This is a genomic window from Empedobacter sp. ULE_I140, from assembly GCF_053482575.1.
In genome coordinates this window covers 1070701-1095933 of record NZ_JBQMTX010000001.1, presented here as the reverse complement: position 1 = coordinate 1095933, position 25233 = coordinate 1070701, and the positions used below count along the sequence as shown (strand labels likewise).

General features: G+C 30.2%; 27 protein-coding genes and 1 tRNA gene. 15 read left to right on the top strand and 13 right to left on the bottom strand.

All coding sequences use genetic code 11. The features are described from left to right. The first annotated feature begins 103 nt into the window (after positions 1–103). Positions 104–658, top strand: coding sequence for a hypothetical protein (locus ACTS9J_RS05240; RefSeq protein WP_219034422.1), 555 nt, complete (start codon positions 104–106; stop codon positions 656–658). A gap of 77 nt (positions 659–735) precedes the next feature. On the opposite strand, the gene ACTS9J_RS05235 is transcribed toward ACTS9J_RS05240, so the two are convergent. Further along, a complete protein-coding gene (locus ACTS9J_RS05235; RefSeq protein WP_257468126.1) occupies positions 736–1005 on the bottom strand; it encodes an integrase core domain-containing protein in 270 nt (89 codons plus the stop codon). Between the two features lie 131 nt (positions 1006–1136). Here ACTS9J_RS05235 and ACTS9J_RS05230 point away from each other — a divergent pair, with 131 nt between their 5' ends. Together ACTS9J_RS05230 and ACTS9J_RS05225 are read left to right on the top strand one after the other, a co-directional pair. Beyond that, a complete protein-coding gene (locus ACTS9J_RS05230) occupies positions 1137–1358 on the top strand; it encodes a helix-turn-helix transcriptional regulator (RefSeq protein ID WP_291071346.1) in 222 nt (73 codons plus the stop codon). A 150-nt stretch (positions 1359–1508) separates the two neighbouring features. Continuing rightward, entirely contained in the window at positions 1509–2087 is a 579-nt protein-coding gene (locus tag ACTS9J_RS05225; protein WP_219034531.1) for a hypothetical protein, read from the top strand. 204 nt (positions 2088–2291) lie between these two features. On the opposite strand, the gene ACTS9J_RS05220 is transcribed toward ACTS9J_RS05225, so the two are convergent. Beyond that, positions 2292–4514, bottom strand: a complete 2223-nt coding sequence (locus ACTS9J_RS05220; RefSeq protein ID WP_291065388.1) for a TonB-dependent receptor — start codon at positions 4512–4514, stop codon at positions 2292–2294. A gap of 69 nt (positions 4515–4583) precedes the next feature. Here ACTS9J_RS05220 and ACTS9J_RS05215 point away from each other — a divergent pair, with 69 nt between their 5' ends. Then, positions 4584–5678, top strand: a complete 1095-nt coding sequence (locus ACTS9J_RS05215) for a PepSY-associated TM helix domain-containing protein (protein ID WP_219034533.1) — start codon at positions 4584–4586, stop codon at positions 5676–5678. A gap of 132 nt (positions 5679–5810) precedes the next feature. After that, positions 5811–6620 carry a glutamate racemase gene (gene murI, locus ACTS9J_RS05210; RefSeq protein ID WP_219034534.1) on the top strand — a complete coding sequence of 270 codons (810 nt, stop codon included), beginning with the start codon at positions 5811–5813 and terminating at the stop codon, positions 6618–6620. 73 nt (positions 6621–6693) lie between these two features. Here murI and ACTS9J_RS05205 read toward each other — a convergent pair whose 3' ends face one another. Next, on the bottom strand, positions 6694–7071 hold the full coding sequence (locus tag ACTS9J_RS05205; protein WP_125350614.1) for a GreA/GreB family elongation factor: 378 nt from the start codon (positions 7069–7071) through the stop codon (positions 6694–6696). A gap of 530 nt (positions 7072–7601) precedes the next feature. On the opposite strand from ACTS9J_RS05205, the gene ACTS9J_RS05200 reads away from it, so the two are divergent. From ACTS9J_RS05200 to ACTS9J_RS05175, 6 genes are all read left to right on the top strand, one after another. Further along, positions 7602–7916, top strand: a complete 315-nt coding sequence (locus tag ACTS9J_RS05200) for a hypothetical protein (protein WP_291062800.1) — start codon at positions 7602–7604, stop codon at positions 7914–7916. Between the two features lie 91 nt (positions 7917–8007). Continuing rightward, positions 8008–8355: a hypothetical protein gene (locus ACTS9J_RS05195; RefSeq protein ID WP_448352970.1), complete on the top strand. Its 348-nt coding sequence runs from the start codon at positions 8008–8010 to the stop codon at positions 8353–8355. 84 nt (positions 8356–8439) lie between these two features. Next, positions 8440–9282: an MbnP family protein gene (locus ACTS9J_RS05190; protein ID WP_286495427.1), complete on the top strand. Its 843-nt coding sequence runs from the start codon at positions 8440–8442 to the stop codon at positions 9280–9282. A 44-nt stretch (positions 9283–9326) separates the two neighbouring features. After that, positions 9327–10367: a cytochrome-c peroxidase gene (locus ACTS9J_RS05185; protein WP_312351667.1), complete on the top strand. Its 1041-nt coding sequence runs from the start codon at positions 9327–9329 to the stop codon at positions 10365–10367. Positions 10368–10377: 10 nt separating this feature from the next. Further along, positions 10378–11343 (top strand): hypothetical protein, encoded by a 966-nt coding sequence (locus ACTS9J_RS05180; RefSeq protein ID WP_448352969.1) that lies wholly within the window; start codon positions 10378–10380, stop codon positions 11341–11343. A 2-nt stretch (positions 11344–11345) separates the two neighbouring features. After that, positions 11346–11573, top strand: coding sequence for a YHS domain-containing protein (locus ACTS9J_RS05175; protein ID WP_114999320.1), 228 nt, complete (start codon positions 11346–11348; stop codon positions 11571–11573). Between the two features lie 162 nt (positions 11574–11735). Here the strand turns inward: ACTS9J_RS05175 and ACTS9J_RS05170 are convergent, their stop codons facing one another. The 5 genes from ACTS9J_RS05170 to ACTS9J_RS05150 form a co-directional block, all read right to left on the bottom strand. Then, positions 11736–13130, bottom strand: a complete 1395-nt coding sequence (locus ACTS9J_RS05170) for an MBL fold metallo-hydrolase (protein WP_448352968.1) — start codon at positions 13128–13130, stop codon at positions 11736–11738. 145 nt (positions 13131–13275) lie between these two features. Continuing rightward, a complete protein-coding gene (locus ACTS9J_RS05165) occupies positions 13276–14097 on the bottom strand; it encodes a YeiH family protein (RefSeq protein ID WP_448352967.1) in 822 nt (273 codons plus the stop codon). 231 nt (positions 14098–14328) lie between these two features. Further along, entirely contained in the window at positions 14329–14958 is a 630-nt protein-coding gene (locus tag ACTS9J_RS05160; RefSeq protein WP_416402923.1) for a Crp/Fnr family transcriptional regulator, read from the bottom strand. 2 nt (positions 14959–14960) lie between these two features. After that, positions 14961–15374 (bottom strand): YeeE/YedE family protein, encoded by a 414-nt coding sequence (locus ACTS9J_RS05155; protein WP_135836085.1) that lies wholly within the window; start codon positions 15372–15374, stop codon positions 14961–14963. Positions 15375–15378: 4 nt separating this feature from the next. Then, positions 15379–15927, bottom strand: coding sequence for a YeeE/YedE family protein (locus ACTS9J_RS05150; RefSeq protein WP_286495420.1), 549 nt, complete (start codon positions 15925–15927; stop codon positions 15379–15381). A gap of 128 nt (positions 15928–16055) precedes the next feature. Here ACTS9J_RS05150 and ACTS9J_RS05145 point away from each other — a divergent pair, with 128 nt between their 5' ends. Both ACTS9J_RS05145 and lysA read left to right on the top strand, forming a co-directional pair. Beyond that, positions 16056–17189, top strand: coding sequence for an MBL fold metallo-hydrolase (locus tag ACTS9J_RS05145; protein WP_448352966.1), 1134 nt, complete (start codon positions 16056–16058; stop codon positions 17187–17189). 162 nt (positions 17190–17351) lie between these two features. Beyond that, positions 17352–18563: a diaminopimelate decarboxylase gene (gene lysA / locus ACTS9J_RS05140; protein WP_448352965.1), complete on the top strand. Its 1212-nt coding sequence runs from the start codon at positions 17352–17354 to the stop codon at positions 18561–18563. A 61-nt stretch (positions 18564–18624) separates the two neighbouring features. Here the strand turns inward: lysA and ACTS9J_RS05135 are convergent, their stop codons facing one another. Further along, positions 18625–18963 carry a hypothetical protein gene (locus ACTS9J_RS05135; protein WP_291062817.1) on the bottom strand — a complete coding sequence of 113 codons (339 nt, stop codon included), beginning with the start codon at positions 18961–18963 and terminating at the stop codon, positions 18625–18627. Between the two features lie 253 nt (positions 18964–19216). On the opposite strand from ACTS9J_RS05135, the gene ACTS9J_RS05130 reads away from it, so the two are divergent. Beyond that, on the top strand, positions 19217–19597 hold the full coding sequence (locus ACTS9J_RS05130) for a hypothetical protein (RefSeq protein ID WP_221856335.1): 381 nt from the start codon (positions 19217–19219) through the stop codon (positions 19595–19597). On the opposite strand, the gene ACTS9J_RS05125 is transcribed toward ACTS9J_RS05130, so the two are convergent. The 4 genes from ACTS9J_RS05125 to ACTS9J_RS05110 all read right to left on the bottom strand — a co-directional run bounded on the left by ACTS9J_RS05125 (position 19584) and on the right by ACTS9J_RS05110 (position 23729). Continuing rightward, positions 19584–20279, bottom strand: coding sequence for a potassium channel family protein (locus ACTS9J_RS05125; RefSeq protein ID WP_135836030.1), 696 nt, complete (start codon positions 20277–20279; stop codon positions 19584–19586). The genes ACTS9J_RS05130 and ACTS9J_RS05125 overlap by 14 nt on opposite strands. Positions 20280–20288: 9 nt before the next feature. After that, a complete protein-coding gene (locus ACTS9J_RS05120) occupies positions 20289–21719 on the bottom strand; it encodes a TrkH family potassium uptake protein (protein ID WP_448352964.1) in 1431 nt (476 codons plus the stop codon). 376 nt (positions 21720–22095) lie between these two features. Further along, positions 22096–23265 (bottom strand): MFS transporter, encoded by a 1170-nt coding sequence (locus ACTS9J_RS05115; RefSeq protein WP_448352963.1) that lies wholly within the window; start codon positions 23263–23265, stop codon positions 22096–22098. A 41-nt stretch (positions 23266–23306) separates the two neighbouring features. After that, positions 23307–23729, bottom strand: a complete 423-nt coding sequence (locus tag ACTS9J_RS05110) for a GNAT family N-acetyltransferase (RefSeq protein WP_448352962.1) — start codon at positions 23727–23729, stop codon at positions 23307–23309. A gap of 176 nt (positions 23730–23905) precedes the next feature. Between ACTS9J_RS05110 and ACTS9J_RS05105 the strand changes: the two genes are divergently transcribed. After that, positions 23906–23990: transfer RNA gene (locus ACTS9J_RS05105), tRNA-Ser, on the top strand. Positions 23991–25233: the final 1243 nt, after the last annotated feature.

Sequence of the window (25233 nt, the reverse complement as noted above, 5' to 3'; positions counted from 1 at the left end):
ACTATTTATCAAAAAATATAAAAATAGTTATGGTGCATTCCGATGAATATGAGATATTTGTTTGATTTAACACATCAATATAAATTAACAAGAACTAAATTTAATGAAGAAAGCATTAGAAAATTATTCAATTCAATTTATCAAAGAAATTATTCCTGTAACCGTAGGTATTTTGATTGCACTGTTTATTGACAATTGGAACACAAATAGAAAAGACCAAGTGTATATTAATCAAGTTTTTTCAACGATAAAAAGTGAATTGAATGAAACAACGGAAGAAATAAAATACAATATTCCATTGCAAAATTCTTATGTTGATTCGCTTGAATACTATGCTGATAACAAAAGTGTTAACATTTTGGGTGTCACAATGAAATGTAAAGGTGTGTTTATTCCTCAGATTAAAACAAGCGCTTGGAAATCAGTTTCAACTTCCAAAATAGACTTGATAAATTATGATAAAATCACTTCTTTGTCTAATATTGAAGAACAAAAAGACATATTAAAGAACAAAACAGAATTTTTCATGAATTTCTTATACTCCAACTTTTATGAAACAGAAAAGAACAAAAAAGAAACTATCAAAATTTTAATATTAGACATTATTCAAACCGAAAAAACAATTCAACGACAAATTGATTTTTATAATAAGAAGTAAGGTGAAAGATGGATACAACTCGGATACAGAAAAGTAGTATTTTCGATATACACTAATTCATCTTAATCCTAAACTTACTATACAAGAGAGTTTTGATAATTAAAACTCCTATTATAGTTTTTCCATCTTTTATTCAATTTTTCTGATTGTAAATGCGCAGCATTTGGAGTTAAATAATCACAACTTACTTGTGGTCTCAATTCATTATATGATTTAAGACTATTATTAACTTTAATCTTTGTCTGATCAAAACCTAATGAGCTTTCATACAGGTTAAACTCCATTTTAATCATTCCATTAACCCTTTCTGCCATTGCATTTTCATAGGGATCACCTTTTTCGATCATACTTATGAGCAATAAATCTCTGATCTATAATTTCGCATCCAAACATCAATTTCCTAAACCATAAATTCTAGTAACTTCTTTTCTTGGTAAACCACTTTCAACTTTTTCTGTTTTTTTCATACACTTGCAATTTGTGTATAGCTAATTCAGGACAAGTCATATCCTTTAATCCTGAAATGACTCCAGACGAATTCAAATTTTGTTCTTTACTCAAATTAGGTTTTACAACAAAAGATATTACAGAATACAACAACCTTGCAATAAGAACTGTGCAAACAAGAAAAAGTAGATTAAGAAAAACCTTTGACATCTCTTCTGAAATCGATTTATACAAATGGATTGACGAAGTTTGAAGGATGAATGACATAGCTAAATCACCTCTATTTACAAGAAGTAAAAATATTTTATGTAAACAATATTCATAAACTTTAACACATTGATTTTTAAGTATTCATTCCAAAAATGAGACATTTTTCTTAAATTAGTATTTAAACGAATGAAATATGAAAATCTTATATACTTTATTTACAATTATTTGTTTATCGCAATTTAGCTATGCGCAATATTTTACTTTAACATCAAATGGATTTGTTTCATCTAAAGATAAAACTGATTATATCGTAATTGATAAACCAAATACCAAAAAAAATGAGTTATACAGAATTGTGTTGTCAGCCTTATCGAGTATGTACAAAGATCCAAAGAAAGTATTGAGTTTAGCCGAAAATGAAAGCATAACAATAAATGGATATGAGCAAGAAGCTTTAACTGTAAAACAAAAAATGAATTATATGCAAATAGGAAAGTCAAAGATTGAATATGACTTATCTTATTCGATTACAATTCTCTTTAAAGATGATAAAATTCGAATTAATCGACCTTCTTTTGAAGCAAGAAAGTGGAATTCGAGCATAGGAGATTATTATTATCTCGTATTGAATCCAACAAGCAAAAACAAAAATTCTATCTATAATAAAAAGAATGAAGTCGATTATCCTGATGCAGTAACTGGTTTGGAGAATCATTTTAATAAATTAATTCAAGAGATTTTAGATAAATCGAATAAAATTAATAATTGGTAAAAATTATAGAACCTCTCTATAGAAAATAAATTCAAAAATCTATTCTTTAGCCCATATATTTGTTCTCTTTTACCTATCCTACTCTACGATTTTTTTTGCTTTATTGGCTTTCGAATCATTCCTGCAATCATTAATCTTATTTTTTAGTTCGGTGTTTAATTCCCTTAAAATAAAAAAGCGAATCAAATGATTCGCTTTCATAAATTAAAAATTGTATGTAAAACTTAGATTAAAAGTTCTTCCACGTCCAGCGTAATAAAACAATTCTGGAACTTTATATGCACTATACAAAACTTGTGATTTTGCGCTCCAAATTGTTTGATAATCGGTATTAAAAATATTCTGAACACCTAAATTAATTTTACCAAAAGGTAATTTGTAAGCAACCATTAAATCTGATGTATTGTATGAATCGATCACATTTTCCAAACCATCTGTGTATTTGAAACTTTGTAAAGTTTGAAATCTAAAATTCCAATTATCAAATCCATAACCTGCATAAGCTGTAAATTTAGAAGGTCCAGAAGTTGAAACATCTTGTTTTTGCCAATCACCATTTTTCTCCACTTCAGATTTGATTAGCAATGTATTTGCTCCAACATAAAATCCTCCGTTCGTATAAGAAACCTCTGCTTCTACGCCCATATTTCTTAATTTTTGATCAACCACTTCTACCCAAAGATTTAGTCCATCACGTTTTAAAGCAATATTTTTGTCGGAATTACTGATAAATCCAGAGATTTGTCCTTTAAATCCATTATTTGTTCTGAAACGATAACCAAGTTCAAATTGTCCTGTTTTCACACCAGAAAGAGGAGAATCTTTTACATTCACACTCGAACTTAAATCCCAATTATTGGTTGCAGAATTAAATTTATAATTTCCATATCCATAAAATTTTGATGGATCAGCTAATGAAACTCCTTGTGAATAAGTTGTCCAAATTTGGTTCAATTCATTAATTTTATATAACAAACCAGCATTTAGCATCGTCATATTATAGCTACTTTTTCCACCTGGAATATAATCGGCACTGTTTCCATAACCATTAGCGATTTGCAATTGTTGAGTAGAACCAATAAAATCATCCAACTTAATTGAAATATCTTGGTAACGAATTCCTCCCGAAACTTTCAATTGGGGTAAAATATCATACTCAGCTTGCGCATATCCAGCAAAACTTGTAGAATGATTAGTTGGATAACGATCAATCGTTAAAACAGTGTGATTAATCATTCCTCCACTTGATAATGACTTCTGAGAATCAAATACATTTTGTTGACCTTCAAACTTTTCAAAATCAACATCTGCACCGTATGTTAATTTCAACTTTCCCCAATCTTTGACCAAAACAGCTTTTAGACCCGAATAATACGTATCCTGTTGAGAAGCCGACATATAAGGACTTGTCCCAGAAGGCAACGTTAAATTACCTGGGAATGGATAAAATCCTAATTTTTCAACACGAGAAGCAAATTGAACATACACATCTTGCCCTCCTAAAATATTAGTTCCATTATAACTCAATGTTCCCATTACACGCTCTGTTCCTGGATTTTTATCCGTATCAAAACCATCACGCATCTCCAAAACAGAAGCATCTCCTTTGGTTAAAACACTAATGTTTTCACCTAAATATAAACTACGATCTCCACTATATTTGGAACGATAATATTGCACAGATCCATTGATTTGATGCTTCGGATTGAATTTATAACCTGCTGTTGCCAACACATCAATAGATTGATTATATTGTAAATCTAATTGCGAAATATCTGCAAATATTTGATCTCCATCTGCATCATAAGCTCCACCATTTTGTTGAAATGCAACAGCCAAACGTCCCGTAAATTTATCATTTTTGTAACCAATAGATTGAGCAACGCGCCAATCATGATCATCACTTCCTGAAAAACCTGTACGTAAACCAAGTTCTGTTTCGCCACTAATTCCATTTTTTAGTGCTTTTTTCGTCACAATGTTGACAATACCACCTGTCGCATTTCCGCCATAAATTGCGCTTGCACCAGATAAAACCTCAACTCTTTCGATATTAAACGGATCAATTGCATCTAATTGACGACTTATGTTACGGATACTGTTTAAAGAAACTCCATCTATCATCACCAGCATTGAACGTCCACGCATATTTTGACCATAATTTGATCTTCCTTGCGAACCAACATCCATCCCTGGAATCATAATCGCTAAAGCTTCTTTTAATGGAACACCATTTTTAGCTTGTTGTGCAATTTGTTCTTGATTGATCACCCAAACAGTTCCTGCCAAATCAGATATTTTAGTAGGTTTTCTTGAAGCAACTACCACAACATCATTCAAATCTGTGGATATACTATCATTCGTTTGGGCATATGACAGCGAGGCACTCCCCAATAAAATTGTTAAACAGATGATATTTTTTTTCATAGTGTGTTTTTAAATAATTTATATTTGCTGCAAATATAATTTTTATTTATTCTAAATTAATTTTTATTAATGAAAAAATATTTTCTCTTCTTTCACAAATGGTTTGGATTATTTACAGGTATTATTGTTTGTATTGTGGCAATAACAGGAGCTATATTTTGTTTTCAAGATGAAATAAAAGATACTCTTTTTGATTATAGAAAAGTCGAGATTGTTCATCAACCATTCATAAAACCAAGTAAAATTATCCATAAAGTACAAGACAAAAATCCTAAACATGTTGTGCTTCGAGTGATGTATATGGATAAAGATCGATCAACGGTTGTGATGACGATGGATGATAAAAAAGAATCTTACTTTGTGTATATTAATCCATATTCAGGGAAAATTTTACATCAAGAAAATATGAAACAAGATTTTTTCTTGGTGATACAATACATTCATATGAATCTTTTATTGGGTGATATCGGAAAAAATATAATTGGTTTTTCAACTGTTATTTTTATCATGATTATGATAAGCGGTTTAATTCTTTGGTGGCCCAAAAAGAGAAAACAAGCTAAAAATGGGTTAACGATAAAATACAAAGCAAAATGGAAACGTATCAATTATGATTTGCATAATGTACTGGGATTTTATGCTTTTAGTATTGCATTTATTGTCGCTTTATCAGGTATTGCATTTAGTTTCAAACCTGTTCGCAATTCATATATGCAAATCGTTAATCTTGGAAAATCATTTCCAAATGAAGAAAAAGGATATGTCTATCAACCTAAAAAAATGTTAGAAAACAATTACACTATTGTTGATTCTGCATATGCTTATAGTTTAAAAAATAGTCCAACAGCTTCTATGTATTGGATTTATTTACCCGTACCCGAAAAAAATCCTTTGGCCATAAGAGCGTATCATAAAAGTTTGCGTTATTATGCGGTTGACGAATATCAATTTGATTCGGAACAATTTCAGGTTTCTCAATTAATGAATGAGAATTTATCAAATGGTAAAAAGTTTGCAAACTCAATGTACGACATTCATACAGGACAAATATTAGGTTTATTTGGTAAAATATTAGCCTTTACTTCTTCAATAATTGTGGCAAGTTTACCTATTACAGGTTTTATAATTTGGCGAAATAAAAAACGGAAGCAGAAAAGAAAATAATTTTATTCAAACAATTGTTGAATAGATTATAAAATTTATTATTTCTATTAATTATATGTAAATTTTCAAACCAAATTATTACGCTAACATCTTAATACATTTTGTAAATTTGTGCTTCAAAAATAAGCGAATATGCAAGGACCAATTGGTGTTTTTGACTCTGGTTATGGAGGATTAACCGTTTTCAAAGAAATACAGAAAAAACTTCCGCAATACGATTATATCTATTTAGGTGATAATGCTCGTTGCCCTTATGGAATTCGCTCGTTTGAGACAGTTTATGAATACACCAAAGAATGCGTTTTTAAATTGTTTGATTTGGGATGTAACTTGGTTATACTTGCTTGCAATACAGCTTCTGCAAAGGCTTTACGAACAATTCAGCAAAATGATTTACCCGAAGGCAAAAGAATTTTGGGTGTTATACGCCCAACAACAGAATCGATAAATGAATACACAAAGAATAACAAAGTCGGAATTTTAGCTACACAAGGAACTGTTTTGTCTGAATCGTATAAAATCGAGATGAACAAATTTCATTCAACAATTGATGTTTTTCAATTGGCTTGTCCACTTTGGGTTCCTTTGGTTGAGAATAATGAAATTGATAGCAAAGCTGCGCACGATATTGTAGAAAAAGATATTCAACGCTTATTTGATCAATCATCCGAAATCGATACAGTTGTATTGGCTTGTACACATTATCCGCTTCTTCTTCCTGTTATTTCGCAATATGTACCAGAAAATGTAACAATTCTTTCGCAAGGAGAATTGGTCGCGAATAAATTAACTGACTATCTACATCGTCATCCCGAAGTAGAAACACAATGTTCAAAAAATGGGCATCTTACATTTTATACGACAGATGATGCGAAAAGTTTTGAAGCAAATACAACAATTTTTTATGGTCAGAAAATTACTGCTTCACATTTAGATGTTTAAAATATTTTTCCAGAAAATATACCAATAAAAAACCGAGCTAATGCTCGGTTTTTTTATTATGCTTTTGGACAAATTATGAAACTGCTTCTACATTCAGAATTTCATATTTTTTTGAGCCATCATTTGCTGGCCATTCAATTACATCACCAATTTTATAACCAATTGTTGCTAAACCTTCGTCCATTAAAATAGAATGACGATTCTTTTTCGGTTTTGCCTTTTCTGGGCTAACAAAATTTAATTGATATTCTTGATTTGAATTTAATTCTTTTATTGTTACTTTTTTCCCAACAGTCACAATATTATCAGCCAAATCTCTTCTCAAAATTTGTTCTGCATGACGCAATTCTTTTGTTAAGATATTTTCTTGTTCTGCTGTTACTTTTTTTCTTCTTAAATGGTCTTTAATTAAATCGTATAATCCTGTTGTTAAAATAATATTTGTTGTCATTTTGATAAATTCTTAGTTAAACTTTCAATCATTCGAAGAAGATTCTCTAAGACTCAAATATCAAATAACCGAAAATAAAATTCGCTAAAATTTGATACAAATCTCCTTACAGAAAATTGAAAATAATTGATAATTGAAAAAAATAGAAGGTTCCCTGTCTCGAGTCGTAACAGGGATTAGTTGATAAACTCTTTCGAGCTTCTTAAGAAAGTATCATCATGCAAATATGCCAACGACAAAAACAACCACAATTGGTTGTTTCTTCTATAGATGTCGATAAAATTTGCCATAAATTAATCCTAAAATGATTAATTCAAAGTTACGATATCTTTCTCAATCTAAAAAATATAAACCTTTTAAGATTATTTCATTAATGTCATTTCAATAAAAAGAAACTTGAATTCAATTTCTGAAAAAACTGATAATCTTCATTTTCAAAATAAATAAAAACTGTCTATTTTTATAAAAATTTTAAGGAATTGAAATCTTACCTTTTCATACTAACTGTTGTTCTAATAACTTGTAGACCATTGCTACCAGTTATTGACTATTTAGTGAATTATGATAAGATTTCTAAAGAATATTGTGTTAATATAGAACGTCCAGAATTATTGTGTAATGGCGTTTGTTATCTGAAAGAACAGATTTCTAAGACTGTTAATGATGAACAAAATGATGATAATAAAATTCAAGTTTCTTTGCGTGCAATTGATTATTTTATTTATCAACCTACCTTCGAAATTAACACATTTACCTTTATAAAATCTATTGAAAAAATTTCGACTATCGAATTAGCTTTCGAAACTCAATATCAATTAGATCAACAACTTCAGCCTCCTATTTGATAAATAGCCCTTGTTTATCAAATTATTATCTCATTAACATTTAATCAAGTTGACATTTCATATAAGATTTGTCAAAAGTTTCAATTGTTTATTGATTGCATTGTTCGTGCTTTTAATTGGTTTTCGTTCATTAATTCCTTTTACTGTATTCATTAGTACTCAGGAGAAGATTATTGACGAATATTGTATCAATAAAGAGCGACCAGAAAAGCAATGCAATGGAAAATGTTATTTATCGAAGCAACTAAAAGAAACAGAACAACAATCTGATTCGGTTTTAGTAAAAAATATTCGATTTGCAGAAATCTATATACATTTCGAATGCTTAGCTATTCCATTTATTCAAGATTTTATTGTAAAAATAAAACATCGATTCTTTTGGCAATCATCCTATTCTATCGATTGGGTTTTTAAATATCTAAAACCTCCAATTGTTTAATTAATAGAACAAATATCCAGTATTGGAGAACAATAATTGTTTTCCAACAGCATTTTTATTCAAAAAAATTAAACAATTATTACAATGAAAACAATCAAATATTTTTTAAACTTATCATTTATCGCATTACTTACTTTATTTACTTCCTGCAACAACGATGATGATTTCTCTGAAATTAAATCTACCGAAACAGGTAAAATTCAATTAAAGTTTGAAAATGGATTTGATAATTTGGGAGGAATTGTTTTAGATCAAACAACGCAAACCTCATCAAACGGACAAAAACATAAATTAACAACATTAAAATATATCATTTCTAACATCACATTAATTGATGAAAAAGGAAATGAATTTGATTATCATAAAAACGATCCAGACAAAGGCGCTTTTGTTATTAATCAAGATTCTGCTATAGCTAATGTCGTTTATTTAAATTTGGATAATATCCCTCAAAATAAATATACAAAAGTACGTTTCGGACTTGGTGTATCTCAGAAAGCTTATTTATTAGGACAGACTGGGCAAGCTACTTTTTGGGAAAAAGCAAAGAAAAATGGAATGACTTGGGCTTGGGCTGCTGGTTATGTTTTCTTTAAAATAGAAGGTTTTTATGGGAAAACTACTACTGACACTTTCTTCTTAACTCATACTGGAAATATGGGAGATATTAACAAAAATAATGTTCAAGATTTATATAGAGAAGTAACATTAGATTTGCCTACATCTGCACGAGTAACTTCTAAGATTAAGCCTTCTATTCATATTATGGCAAATTTGAATACCTATTTAAGTGGTGATCATAAATTGACTTTAGATGAGTCGAACAATAACATTATGGGATCTTCCAACTTTGCACAATTGGTCACAGAAAACATACAAAATATGTTTCGAGTTGATCATGTACATAACGACGAAAAAAATCAATAAAGTTTATAGCGGTGTTTTATAAACACCGCATAATTCTACAAACAATGAATAAAATAATAACAATTATTTTCAGTTTATTTATCTTGTTAAGTTGTAACGATGATGATATTGATTATGGACAGATCGTTGATGAACCTTATCAATTAGAAATTCCTTCTTATTTTCCTAAAATAACATTTGATACAGATAAATATCCGTTAACTAAGAATGGAGTTGAGTTAGGAAAAAAACTATTTTATGAAGGTCGATTATCTAGAAATAATACTATTTCATGTGCTTTTTGCCATATTCAAGAAAATGCCTTTACTCACCACGGACATCCTGTTAGTCATGGAATTGATGATCGATTAGGAATTCGAAATGCTCCTCCTATTCAAAATTTGGCATTTCTAAATCGATTTATGTGGGATGGCGTTATTCATGATTTAGCTCAACAACCAATTTCTCCTATTACAGCTGAAGAAGAGATGGATACTACTTTTCCCGAAATCATTAAGAAATTATCATCAGATTCTTCTTATCGAAAAATGTTTAAAAATGCTTTCGGAGATGATAAAATCGATGCAAATCGTATTCTCAGCGCATTAGGACAGTTTATGGCTTCAGTTGTATCAAAAGATTCTAAATATGATCAATATTTAAGGAAAGAGACAAATTTAACCGAAACCGAAAAAAAAGGTTTACAACTTTTTCAACAGAAATGTTCAAGCTGTCATAAAGGAACACTTTTTACAGATGAGTCTTTTCGAAATACAGGAATGTATTATAATAAACAATACAAAGATGGAGGTTTATATCGTGTTACATTAGATTCGACTGATTTTATGAAGTTTAGAGTTCCAAGTTTAAGAAATATTGAAATGACCAAACCTTATATGCACGATGGACGATTCTATAGTTTAGAAGCTGTTTTGAATTTTTATTCAGAAGGCATACAAAATGATAAAAATTTGGATTCTCAACTCAAACAAAATAATCGAATTGGAATTCCTATGACAGAAGAAGAAAAAAAGGCAATTATCTCTTTTCTAAATACATTAACAGATTACTCATTTATTAACAACCCTGCTTATGCAGAATTTTAAATCTATTCAAATGAAATTATATATCAATTTATTTTTCGTTATATTATTTATACCCATTTCATTATTTGCTCATACAGATAATGATTCTATTGTAATCTCTCATTTATATGATTTAGAATTAGAATGTGATGCTTGCGGTTGTTCAGCAACTTCAACATCAAATGGAATTGAAAATCTTATAAATTCAAATTTCGTTGGTATTCGTTATCTACATCAATCTTATAAAGCTAAAGAAGATGCTTTTTCTAATAAAAGAACGCAAAAGCAACAATTCAATACCATTCAATTATGGGCAAGAATTCCAATAAATAATAGAATTGACATCAATGCTAGTATTCCTTACCATTTTCATAATAAAGAAGGTAAAAACTCTTCTTCTATTTCTGGTATTGGAGATTTAAATATGATGGGAATAGTTAAAGTCATTCAATCAAATACAAGTTCTAACGAGCTAAAACATGGATTAAGTGCTGCAATAGGTTTAAAAATTCCAATCGCAAAATTTAATCAAGCAAATGCTGAAACAACCAATCCAAGTTTTCAATTAGGTACAGGAAGTTGGGATACTCAGTTTGCAATAAATTACCAATTAGCTTTTAAGAATTCGACTTTACAATTAGTAACAGACTACAACTTGAAAGGAGAGAATAAGAAGAAATACAAATTTGGAGATCAATGGAATCAATTAATTCAATTACAACATCTTTTCATTAACAATGAATTAAAATTACTTGGAAAAGTCGGTTTTCAAAACGAACTTTATTATAACAATGAACAATTTGGGGAGACGATTCCAAAATCTAAGGGAAAAGCTCAATTTGCGAAATTAGGATTAGAAGCAGCTGCTCAAAAGTTTAATTTTGGTATAGAATATTTTCAACCCATACTTTCTGATTTAAATTCGGGAGAAATCGAAGTAAAAAACAGAATAGGTTTCTTTTTTAATTACAATTTATTTCAATCTAAAAACAAATAACAATGAAAAAAATAGTAACATTAACATTCTTCATCATCTCTTTTTCAATTTTTGCTCAACAAAAACTAAAAGTAAAAGTTGTAAACGAGAAAGATCCTATTTGTGGAATGAATACCGCACAATTCTTAACAGATACCGCAATTTATCAAAAGAAAATTTATGGTTTTTGTAGTAAAAGTTGTAAAGTTGAATTCAAAAAAAATCCAAAAAAATACATGAAGAAAAAGTAAGAGTAAGAAAATAATTTGACAGTAGTTGCTTGATAATTCATCTTAGAATCAAGTGCAACTACTGTCATTTTTATTTAAAATTGTTACTGCTTGAGTAGTACTAGCTCTACTTCTACATTCGAATTTGATGTCAACATTTTTAAAATATTTTGAAAAAACATATTATTTCACGAATGGTTTTTGATTCAATTTCCAATCAGCAATTCCTCCACTATAGTTTTCAACATCAAAACCTTTCGATTCCAAAAAACTTTGCGCAATCGTTGCCCGATCTCCAGCTTGACAATGCAAGACAATTTTTTTAGTTGGATCTAATTCATTGTATCTTTTTGGTAAATAACCGACAAAAATATGCTTCGCTCCTTCAATATGACCTTCTTTAAATTCTGTTTCACCTCTAACATCTAAAATCTGAACCTCTTCATTTCCAATGTAATTTTCCATTGTATCTGCGTCGATTAAAATAGAAGATTGTAAAGAACTTAAATTGTTAAATAAATCTGTTGGTTTAATGTAGCCGTAAATATTATCCAAACCAATTCGCATCAATTTTCGTGTCATTTCTTCTACTTCATCCTCTTCTACAATCAACACAATTGGCTCTTGATAATTTACCATCCACCCCATCCATGTATTGAACGTTTTATTGTTTTGAATATTAAGCGTTCCTGGAATATGCAATTGGGAAAAATCTGTTTTGATACGCGCATCAATCACTTTCATTCCAAAATCTTTTGCTTTTTCAAATTCGATGTACGTTAATTTTGCCCACTTCGGAACTTCGATCAACAAAGGACGTTTTGTTTTATTCAACTTTTTCATCATTGCAAAATAAGCTGGCGCTTCGGGTTGATCTGCCAACAAATAATCAACAAATGCTTTTTCATTCGAATCAAATTGCAACGCCCAATTTCTGATTTTCTCATAACCAACCGTCGTACTTGCTACAGCTCCCAAAGCTTTTCCACAAGCAGAACCTGCTCCATGTGCTGGCCAAACTTGTAGATAATCTGGTAATGCTTGAAATTTTTTCAACGATTTAAACATCTGCTTTGCTCCTACTTCTTTAGTACCAATTAATCCAGCAGCTTCTTCTAATAAATCTGGACGACCAATATCTCCTACAAAAACAAAATCTCCAGTAAAAATCATAACTGGTTCTTTCGTCGCAGGTTTATCCGTCAACAAAAGACTAATACTTTCTGGCGTGTGACCTGGTGTATGCATCACCTCAAAAATTAGATTTCCAACTTCTATTTTATCCCCATTTTTTAATCCGATATGTTCAAAATCGTATTGCCAATCTTCTCCGCCTTCATCAGACAAATACATCTTCGCACCTGTTACATAAGCTAACTCTTGGCTACCAGAAAGATAATCAGCATGAATATGTGTTTCGGCAATATGCGTAATTTTCAGCTTATTTTCTTCTGCTATTTTTAAGTATGTATCAATATCTCTTTTTGGATCGATTACAATTGCTTCTCCTTTTGCTTGACAACCTACAAGGTAACTTGAATGCGCCAATGACTTTTCAAAAATGTGTTGAAAAAACATATGATAATATTTTTATGGTTTAACCTTTTTTAATTTGTTGAATCAAAGTTAAGTTACTAAAAAACAATCGACAGTAACCAATGTTACAAACCTAAAAATAGAGAGGATAGAGATTTTAAAAATAATTTAAAACCAAAACCAAAGATCAAATGGAAATAAAAATCCAAAGTAATATTCCGTATGATAAGGTTTTAAAACCTGCTTGTTTGATGGATTGTAAGTTAATCAACGAGCCAATCATAAATAAAGCAACAACCATTAATTGTTTCGAAATTCCTTGTAAAATATGATAGACTTTTTCGCCTTGAGGAAAATAAGTAGCGATAAGCATTGTTGTAATAAAACCAATAATGAAATAAGGAAATTTGTAAGAAGAGTTCTCTTTTTTGTTGAAATAACCAATTAATAAAGCCAACGGAAAAATCCATAATGTTCGGCTCAATTTCACAGTAGTTGCAACTTCTAAAGCTTGTTCACCGTATTGTTTGGCTGCACCGACAACAGAACTTGTATCGTGAATTGCAATTGACGACCACAAACCAAATTGATATTGCGATAACTGAAAATAATGTCCAATAAACGGAAAAATCATTAATGCAATCGCATTCAACACAAACACAACTGCCATAGCAATGGTAATTTGATTCGCTTTTAGTTGTAAAACCGAAGAAATTGTAGCAATAGCGCTTCCTCCACAAATAGCAGTTCCGGAAGTAACCAGCAACGATGAATTCTTGTTGATTTTTAATAACCGGTAGAATAAAAATCCTAATGTAAAAACACTTAACACAGAAATAAAAGTGAGAAAAAATCCATCTTTACTTACCGAAACTGCCTCGTGAAGATTCAAACCTAACCCTAAACCAATGATTGCAATATTCAATAATTTCTTTGAATATCGCTTTGAGATTTCCCCAAATTCATTCTGAAAAATTAAACGATAACCAACTCCTAAAAGTAACGCCACAGACGACTCTGCAAAAGGAAAAAATTAAATAGCTACAATCCAAAATAAACTATACGGGCAATCATTTGTTTTATGAAATACAAAAACAAAAGTAATTGACCGTATCAAAATAGATTGTAACATTTGTTACAATAAGATTATTTTTAGAAAATTTTTCTACTATAAATTGTTTCAACAAAAAAAAGTAAGCTTAACAATGAGCTTCCTTTTTATATTTTTTTAAATAATTTCTTACTTAATCGTGATTTCGTTTCGGTTTAATTGAAGAAAAGCTTCCTTTTCTAAAGCTTTTAATAAACGAGAAATAACAACACGAGAAGTATTGAGCTCATAAGCAATTTCTTGATGCGTTTTTAACACAACTTTACCTTTATTGATACTTGCGACATCTAACAAATATTTTTTCAAACGTTCGTTCATATCATTAAAAGCTAAATTATCAATCGCTACCAACATTTCCTCCATTCTATTATTGTAACTATCAAAAATAAAACGTCTCCACGATGGATATTTTGCTAACCATTCGTCCATTTTTACAATCGGAATCATTACCAATTCTCCATCAGTTTCGGCAACAGCACGTATTTTACTTTGTTTATCACCCAAACAACACGCCATCGTCATAGCACATGTATCTCCTTTTTCGAGAAAATATAATAACAATTCTCCTTCGTCAAAATCTTCACGCATAATCTTAATTGCTCCATTTAAAAGAATGGGCATTCCTTTGATAAATTGGTTTAAATCAATCATTACATCATTCACTTTAAATTCTATCAAAGATCCTAATTCATCAATTTCATTCAATAATTCTTCTTCAAATTGATATGGATAAGTTGCTTCTATTTTCTCTTTTATCATGTTTAATGTGGGATTTTGTTTCTAATTTTTCCGTAAAGAAAAGTACCGATTAATGCACCTACAATTGTAATTAAAATTGGATAAACTCCTGCCCCTAACAACACAAATATTGGTCCAGGACAAGCGCCAACTAACGCCCAACCTAATCCGAAGAAAATTCCTCCGATCAAATAACGAGCAATTGATTTTGTTTTGGGTTGAATCACAATTTTTTCACCATCGATATCTTTTGCTTCTTTCTTTTTCATCCATTGTATGCCAATCAAACCTACAACCAAAGCCGAACCGATAAATCCATACATGTGGAAAGATTGAAAATTGAACATTTCGAAAATACGAAACCAAGAGGCTGTTTCTGCCTTGTACATGGTTACACCAAAGATAACGCCTAATATGATATAAACTAAACTTCTCATGAGATTAAAAAATTAAAGGAAACAAAACGTGAACCATCAAAAGTCCACCGATAAAAAAGCCGATAACAGCGATAAATGAAGGTAATTGCAAATCACTTAAACCCGAAATCGCATGTCCAGATGTACAACCTCCTGCATAGCGCGTTCCAAAACCAATTAATAATCCACCAACAAATAATAAAGCAATATTTTTTACAGACATCGTTTCGAAAATTTCGGTTGGAGAATATGCTTTTCCTGCACTTTCAAATCCCATTGCATTCAATTTTGCAATTGTAGCTTCTGAAATTTCAGGAATTTGATTATCTGATAAAAAATGTACCGAAACAAAACCTCCTATTATTGCACCGACTAAGAATAATAAATTCCATTTTTGAGATTTCCAATCAAACGAGAAAAAATCACATGATTTTCCTCCTCCCAAAGCAGAACAAATCGTTCTGAAGTTTGATGAAAATCCAAAACTTTTTCCGAAATAAATCAATAAAAGCATTACAATCGCAATTATTGGTCCGCCAATATACCATGGCCAAGGTTGTAAGATAAATTCCATTTTATATTTTTTCTAAAACGTGTACAAAGTTGGTAAATCAAAATTAAAATGAAAGTTACAAATGTTACAGTTTACTTAAGATATATTATTTCAAAAGCAATCCAAGAATTTTATACATTTGATCATTAATGAAAAAAATCAATAAACGAAAAGTTTTTAAACGAATGCTTTACTTCCTATTAAGTTTGATTGTAATTCTTGTAATTGCAACTTTCGCGGTTCTACAAATGAATACTTTTGGTGCTGAAGCAACTGGAAAACGATTGGAACGAATGAAACAATCGAAGTTGTATAAAAATGGACAATTTCAAAATATTCATCACACGCCTGCATTTGCAGAAGGTTTTGATACCAAAAAAGTGATGTGGGACTTTTTCTTTGGTGCGAAAAATCCAAAACTTAATCCTAAAGATTCTATTCCGCATATTCAGACAGATATTATATCAATTGATAAAAATGATAATGTATTTATTTGGTTGGGACATTCGTCTTATTATATTCAATTGGATGGTGTTAATTTCCTAATCGATCCTGTTTTTAGTGATTATGGTTCACCTTTACCAATTTTCAATAAAGCGTTTAAAGGAGCAAATACGTATCACGCAAAAGATTTCCCAAAGATTGATTATTTGGTTATTTCACACGATCATTACGATCACTTGGATTATGAAACGGTAAAAGAATTGCGTAAAAAAGTGTATAAAGTAATTTTACCATTAGGTGTTGGCGTGCATTTCGAGAAATGGAATTATTCGCCCGATCAATTAATCGAAGAAGAATGGAACACAAGCCTAACTTTAAAAAATAACTTAAAAATTACTTTTACACCTGCTCGTCATTTTTCTGGTCGAAAATTTAAACGAAACACAACACTTTGGACTTCTTATGTATTGGAAACGCCTACGCAAAAAATATTTTTAGGTGGTGATAGCGGTTATGATACGCATTTCAAAGAAATTGGAGAAAAATATGGTCCGTTTGATTTTGCGATTCTCGAAAATGGTCAATATAATGATGCGTGGAAATATATTCATACTTTACCAACAGATTTGCCTGCAATTATCAACGATTTGAAAGCAAAACATATTATTCCTGTTCATGCTGCAAAATTTGCTTTGGCAAAACATTCTTGGGACGAACCTTTGGAAAAAATTATAGAGAATGGTAAGCAAAATAAGCTCGATATTTTGACGCCTATGATTGGTGAACCACTAAATTTGAACGATTCTGTCTTTCACTTTAAAGAATGGTGGAGGGATTAAAACATTCATTCGCGAATAATATTCGAAATATTTTTCAAACTTTTAAATAATATTCGAAATTATTGATTTATAACAAGTTTATTCTGAATTTTATTCATAAAACCATTTGTATTCCGTAATTTTGGCAACTGAAATTTAACTTTAAACAAAAAAATAAACAAAATGGAACTGAATAGAGAACGTCTATTGGAATTGGTGCAAAAATATGGTGCGCCGCTGTATGTGTATGATGCGAACAAAATTAAATCGCAATATGAAAAGATGACAAATGCATTTTCTACAGTCAAACGTTTAAAGTTAAATTATGCATGTAAGGCGAACACGAATCTTAATCTTTTAAAGTATTTCAAATCACTTGGTTCAGGATTGGATACAGTTTCTATTCAAGAAGTAGAATTGGGATTAATGGCGGGTTTCAAGCCTAAAGAAATCATTTATACGCCAAATGGTGTTTCGTATGCTGAAATTAAAAAAGCAATTGATTTAGGTATTCGCATCAATATCGATAACCTTTCTGTTTTAGAAACATTTGGTCAAGATTTTCCTAAATATCCAGTTTGTGTGCGTATTAATCCACATATTATGGCAGGTGGAAATGCAAATATTTCGGTTGGACATATTGATTCAAAATTCGGAATTTCTATTCACCAATTACCACATATCAAACGTGTTGTAGAAAATACAGGTTTACATTTGGATGGTGTTCACATGCATACAGGTTCTGATATTTTAGATATTGATGTTTTCTTACAAGGTGCTGAAATTTTATTTGAAGTTGCAGCAGAATTCAAGAATTTATCTTATATCGATTTTGGATCAGGATTTAAAGTTCCTTACTATCCAGGCGCAGACGAAACAGATATTGAATATTTAGGAGAACGTTTATCAGCTCGTTTCAACGAGTTCGAAAAAGCGTACGGAAAACCTTTGACATTAATGTTCGAGCCAGGAAAATATATGGTTTCTGAAGCAGGATCTTTCTTAGCAACTGTAAATGTTGTGAAACAAACAACTTCTACTGTTTTTGCTGGAATTGATACAGGTTTCAACCATTTAATTCGTCCGATGTTTTATAGTGCTCATCACGAAATTGAAAATATTTCGAATCCAGAAGGTCGTAGCCGTTATTACACAGTTGTGGGATATATTTGTGAAACAGATACGTTTGGATCGAATCGTAAAATAAATGAAATTAGCGAAGGAGATGTGTTGTGTTTCCACAATGCTGGAGCATATTGTTTCTCGATGGCTTCGAACTACAATTCGCGTTTCAAACCTGCGGAGGTCTTGTTAATTGACGATAAGGATTATTTAATTCGTCGTCGCGAAACAATTCAAGATTTAATCGCAACAACAGAGGATATAAAATTCTAAGCTCAGAATTTTTATATATTTTTATAGTATTTTAAAGCTCAATCTAAGGATTGGGCTTTTTTTATTTCCCTAATTTCAGTGGTTTACTAAAAAATATCTCATGCACAACACTTCTTATTAAGTTTTGTCCGTATGTTTTTGAATCATCATATTCATAAGGAATTCTTTTCTCAACTGGCTTTAAAGGAGAAACATCTTGTTGTTTATTTGAATAATTTTTAAAATAATCTTCCATCAATTCATTATTCTTTTCAAGCGATAAATCTTGCGAATACTTAAAATCAAAATAGCCAGATTGTTGAGCAAAATTCATCAACAATTTATTTTTTAAATTATCATTCTGAGCAACTTCTTGCGCAAAAAGAGCAATTGGAAAAAGAAAGAATAAAAGTATTTTCATTATCAATCATTTACTGTTTTAAAGTTATGAAAATATTTTAAAGATTCAATCTATCCAATTTTAAAAACTTTACAATGACATTCATCTTATGCAATTCGAGATGAATTAAATACTTTTGTCACAAAGTTAGCATATGAAAGAAAAAAAAGATAAACGAAGTGCCTCTCAAAAATTAATAGACGATGCTTTCTTCCTATTTTTGATGATTCTTGGGGCTTTTTGTGTGTTAATAATACTTGTTGTTGTCTAAAAAATGAAATTGTTTGATACTTATTTTAGTTTCTATATTCTGAGTTGGATTTTTATCAAACTTACCCGAATTTATTCCATAGAAATTGAGTATCTCAACCATTATTTAACTGATATTTTTGCGGTACCTGCTATGACGCACTTAGGAAGTTATATCATTTCGAAGATTAAATACAACAATCAAGTTTACATTTATCCAACAAGTTATTTAATTATAACAGCTTGCGTTTTGAGTCTTTTATTAGAAGTAATTATGCCAAAATTTTCTTCTAATTACACAGCAGATATATTAGATGTTGTCTGTTATTTTGTTGGAATTCTTTTTTACTTAAAATTCCATAAACCACATGTATTAGAGTTTAAGAATAAGATTATTGAATATTAAATTTCTTTAAGAATTTATAAATTTCTTGATTTGCTCCATAGATTACCAATACATCATCTTTTGTAATTACTGTATTTGATGTAGGAAAACCTTGTACTTCTGGAACAATTTTATATTGACCTAAAAAACTAGCTTCTTCTTTGTTTTTAATAATTGTCATTACCAAAATATTATGTTGCTTTTTGAATTGGATTTCATCAAATGTTTTTCCAACCAATTCATTTGGTGTTACAACCTCTATAATGCTAAACTCTTTGTTTAATTCAAAAGAATCTACAACTCCTTTCACATTTAGTTTTTTTGTCCAACGTTCTGCAGATTCAGCTTCGGGTCGAATAATTTCTGTAACTCCAATTGCTTGCAAAACATTTTCGTGTAAAGAATTGATAGAACGACTAATCAAACGTTTTACATTTTTATTTTTAAAAATAGCAGTAGCCATAATATTGGCACCTTCATTTTCCCCAATACTTACAATTACAATATCTGTATTATTTAGTGGTAATTTATTAATTGATAATTCATCTGTTGCATCTAAACAAATGGTATAGGATAACTTATCTTTCAAAGCTTCAACACGTTGAATATTATTGTCAACACCGATAATTTCGTGACCAAGCTTTACCATTTTCTTACCAAGCGCCGCGCCGAAATTTCCTAAACCTATAATTATTATTTTCATAATTTTCTTTTAAATTAAAATATCATCTGATGGATAACGATAATTAGATGAAACAGTTTTCTTAAAAAAAGCCATCAAAATTGTAATCATTGAAACACGACCAATAAACATCATTGTAATGACAACAATTTTACTTGGATCTGATAATGTAGGTGTTAAATTTAATGATAAACCAACAGTAGAATAAGCTGAAAAAGCTTCGAATGCAACATCAATAAGATGTAAATGATTATCAAATTTTGTTATTAAAAATATTCCTATTCCAATGACTAAAAAAGATAAGGTCATTGTAGCAAAAGCTTTTTGTACATTGATAGGGCTTAATTCTCTTTTGTAAATTTCGATTTTATTTTTTCCGCGTGCAATATTAATAAAATTAAGAATTGCAATTGCAAAAGTACTCGTTTTAATTCCTCCTCCTGTTGATGCTGGTGAAGCACCAATCCACATTAACAAAATAACCAAAAGTATGGAAGAGAATTGTAAGTGAGAAAAATCTATATTATTAAAACCTGCTGTACGAGGCGTTATGGCGATAAATAAAGCTGAAATAAACTTTTCGAAACCTTGATGTTGTCCTAATGTAGAATAATATTCTTCGAAGAATAATATGATTGTAGAAATAATTAGTATTGTTAATGAGGTGATTAAATTAACTTTAGAACTTAATGTAAAAACCCAATTCTTACGATTATTTTTATTATGGAGAATTTTTGAAATTAATTTTCTGATTAAATAATCTGTATAACGTAGAATATTAATCAAGATAGGAAAACCTATTCCTCCTAAGAATATCAATGTGATTAGAACAGATTGAAATCCATAATTGTGAACAAAACCTTTGTTCATTAATCCATTTGGCAATGTAGAAAAACCTGCATTACAAAAAGCCGAAACTGAATGAAAAATACTGAAAAATAATTTGTCTACAATACTAATATTATATGGTGCAATCGAAATATAAATTAAAGCCGCACCTACTAATTCGATTCCAAAAGTTAAATAAATAATCTTTTTTACAAACGAAAAAACTTCACTCAAAGAATCATTATTAGCAATACTTCCCAAGGCAATTTGATTCTCATAAGAGCTATTTCCTTTGAAAAAATAAGCAATATATCCGGCAAAAGTCAAAATTCCTAAACCTCCTGCTTGAATGAGTAACATCAAAATAAAATGACCAACTGGCGTGTACGTGACATAGGTATCAACAGACGTTAAACCCGTTACACAAACGGCGCTTGTAGACGTGAACAATGCATCTAGAAAAGAAATTGGATGATAAGTTGCTTTTGGTAACATCAATAAACACGCTCCGCCAAAAACTAAAATGAAAAAACTGAAAATAAATAGTTGCGGCGGCGTAATAACTGATCGTTTGAATGTAAAATTAGGCGTAGCAATTTCTCGAATTAATTTTAGTACAATCGCAAATTGCAAATATTTACTAACAAAAAACCAACTATAATCGGTGACTTGAATTTTAATACAATAAAGAATAAACAAAATACTTAAAATATCAAAAATGATGACTCTCGGAATAATTTTTTCTTTAAAGTAGATATATTTGAGAATAGTTCTCAGAATTCCGATTGACAAAAGTATTATAAAAAATATATTGATATAAAGTTTATAAACAACCGGAAATCCAAATCCAAACATCACTAACAATGCAATAATTGCGAGGATGTAAGAAATTGAAAGTAGTATATTAAAAAACTTGTTATTGACTAAAAATCGAAACATAGTTTTACTTCATTTAATAAAAAACAAATTTATAATTATGTTTGCTTTTTACAAGTTTTTCATTATTTTATTACTCTGTTTTAAAAATTTTCATTCTGCCAACCATAAAAACCATAATCAATCCAAAGCAAGCAAATAAAGCATAAGAGTATCTCAAATCAAAAGCTTCTGCAATATAACCAATCAGCGGTGGTCCCATCAAAAATCCTAAAAAAGATATACTAGAAACCATTGCCAATGCAACACCTGGGTTAACATTTTTGTTTTTACCTGCTACACTATAAACCGTTGGCACATTACACGCAACGCCCAATCCAACCATCATAAATGCAATTGTACACACAATAAATTGAGGAAAAAATACCGAAAGCATCAAACCAGAAAACATCAAAATGCCACTAATTTGCATCACGCGTTGTTTACCATATTTACTGATAAAATAATCACCAACAAAACGTCCTGTCGCCATCATCACCATAAACGATGCATAACCAACGACAACCAAATTCTGCGGCGCTTTTACAATATCTTGAAAATAAACACCACTCCAATCGAACATCGCACCTTCTGTTGCCATACTCAAAAACCCAATAATTCCCAATTGAACCAAAACTGTATCTGGTTTAGAAAAAATAGATTTCTTTTCCTTTGTTGGAGCTGGCGTTGAATCGACTAAATATTTTTTATTAATGAACCAACTCAAAATGATTAAGCCATAAATAATCACAAAATGATAAAATGTATTCACATGCAAATTCATCATCAATAATCCAATCAAAGCACCTGTAAAACCAGCTATACTCCACGCACCATGAAAAGATGACATAATTGATTTTCCATATATTTTCTCAACCTCAACGCCTTGCGTATTCACCGAAATATTGCACATGTTTCCTATTACTCCAAAGAAAAATAATACAGCACCTAATTGATAAAAATTTTGAGCCAAACCAATACAACACAGTATTAAAGGATAAATTAAAACAACAATTCGCAAGACATTTTTACTTCCAAATTTCGCTACTAATTTTCCTGAAAGTGCCATTGTACATAATTGACCAATCGGCATTAATAGCAACAAAGTTCCTAATTGTCCTTCTGAAATTCCTAAATCTGATTTGATTGTCGGAATACGACTTGCCCATGAAGAAAAGGCTAAACCTTGCGAAAAAAAGAAAAGCGAAACAGCTAAACGAATGCGATTTTTTTGAGTTGATGATAATTCTGTTGATAAAGGCATGGCTAAAAAATGATTTGCAAAGTTAAGCTACTCTCCCGAAATTATAAACTCAAACGCAAAATAGGATAAGCTTTTCCCTCGTTATCTTTTTCAGAACGAGAAGTAACCTTAAAACCTTGGCTTAAATAAAAATCAATCGCTTGCTGATTTTGTTCATTCACATCAACCGATTTCACATTCAATTCTTGAATAGAAAAATCCAACAAAGTCTTCCCTACTCCCTTTCTTCGAAAATCATTGTGAATAAATAACATTTCAAGATTTTGCTCTGCAACACCTACAAATCCTACCAATTGATTTCCGATTTCGTAACCAAATAAGGCTACATGCGGAAAATAATTAGGTAAATTTTCTTTATAATATTCAAAATCTTCTTTTGCTAAAAAATGGTGTGTGTTACTAACCGAACTTACCCAAATATCTCTCAATCTCGGAAAATCTACTTCTTCAATTCTTCTAATCATGACTAAAATTAATTACAACAAAGATATAAACGACTCTTTTCAAAAAAAACAATAAAAATATTCTATTGAGAATCATTTTGTTAAAAATTATTTTAAAAATAATTGTTTTTAGAATTTGGAAAAACGAAAAAGCGTTCTATATTTGCACTCGCAATACCGCAGTAGACTGCGTTATTGGAGAGTTGGCAGAGTGGTCGAATGCGGCAGTCTTGAAAACTGTTGAGGGTCACACCTCCGGGGGTTCGAATCCCTCACTCTCCGCTAATAAAACCAATAGATTAATCTGTTGGTTTTTTTTGTTTTTCTGAAGTTGTTGAAAATTTCATTTTCATAAAACTGAAAGGAAAACAAAAAATAATAGATGCGAAGTATCTAGAGTTTTCTTAGAATTACTTTCTTTTCTAGGGAATATGAAATAATCACTCTATCTCCGCTGACAAACCCAAATAGAGTAATCTGTTAGGTTTTGGTTTTTTTACGGTTAATGGTTAACCTTGTACGTTTTTTGTTATTAATACACGAATTCACTTATATCAACAAATTTCAAGAAACACATACAATTTTCAGACTAGCTTCAACCCATTTAAACGAGCGTATAAAAGATTTGTGAGCGATAGCGAGTCATTTATATTTTTAAGGAGTAAAATGAAGATTGAACGTTGAAAATCGCAGTCTTGTAATGCTTTGCATTCATGAATACCTTAAAAATAATAATAAATCATATGAATAACTTTTGATTACTTTTTGATCAAGACTTCCCCAATGGGCACATGAATTCAAATGAATACAATAATAAGTCATCAATAAAAAGAACGTAATAAAGAACTATTAATTATTTTCTTATTATCCTAAATTATGTTCAGATCCTATTTCTTAAACCAAAATACATAATACATAATACATAATACATTTTACAACTTAACATCGATATACGAACACCGAACAAACCATACGGAACGGATACACAATGGATACAGAATGGATACAGCGCGGATACACAACCGATACAGAAAAGTGTCATTTTGGATATACACCGATACAGGATTTTAACACTTTTTAACACTTAATTTCTCTAACCACAATAGAAACATAGGTTTTATTAAGCTTTGCGCTCTACGCTTAACGTTTTACGGATTTTTATCCTTTTTCAATACTCAAATTCAATTTTAACAACATTTGAGATTAAGAGGAGGAGCCATGGTATGGCTCAGGTATTTTAAATAAATTATTTCCATAAAGTTGGCAACTCGCTCCACTCAGATACTCCAACTTTTTCTATTCCAATAATTTAAACTTGAATTGCATTTCGATTCTAAATCGTCGGTTTTTTAACTCTTTTTTCAATATTCAAATTCTCTTTTAACAACGAATTTTAGAATCGACAGACGATTTGCAAACGAGCTTCAATCCATTGGGTGAGAAACTGAAATGAATTAAGTTTGACAGATTACATCTCAAATACTTATTACTTTTTACATAATACATTGTACAACAACCCTCTCAA